Origin of the sequence: Achromobacter pulmonis, from assembly GCF_002885955.2 — a bacterium.
GTDB lineage: Bacteria > Pseudomonadota > Gammaproteobacteria > Burkholderiales > Burkholderiaceae_B > Achromobacter > Achromobacter pulmonis_A.
Genome location: NZ_POQS01000100.1, coordinates 1 through 310, shown reverse-complemented (window position 1 = coordinate 310; position 310 = coordinate 1). Strand labels below are relative to the sequence as shown.

1 protein-coding gene is annotated in these 310 nt (G+C 65.8%); it reads left to right on the top strand.

Features of this window, described 5'->3' with window-relative positions; translation table 11 throughout:
• Nucleotides 1-310: DNA topoisomerase (locus C1I89_RS33925; RefSeq protein WP_258231591.1), on the top strand; the 310-nt coding region annotated here is incomplete at both ends.

The following is a 310-nucleotide window of genomic DNA, read 5'->3' as shown; positions in this document are numbered from 1 at the left end:
GGCGGCCACGGGCAAGCAGGTTGTCATCCCGGGTTGGCGCCAGGTGCTCGCCGAGCCGCAGGCCGAAGACGGTGATGGCGAGGGCGATACTGCGGTCCGCGCCCAGGTGCTGCCCGCGCTGCCGAAACTGTATGAGGGCCTGGCATGCCAGGTGGCCGACGTCGATCTCAAGGCACTCAAGACGCTGCCGCCCAAACCGTACACGCAAGGCGAGTTGGTCAAGTCCATGAAAGGCGTCGCCAAGCTGGTGTCCGATCCCCGCCTGAAGCAGAAGCTCAAGGATACGGTTGGCATCGGCACCGAAGCGACG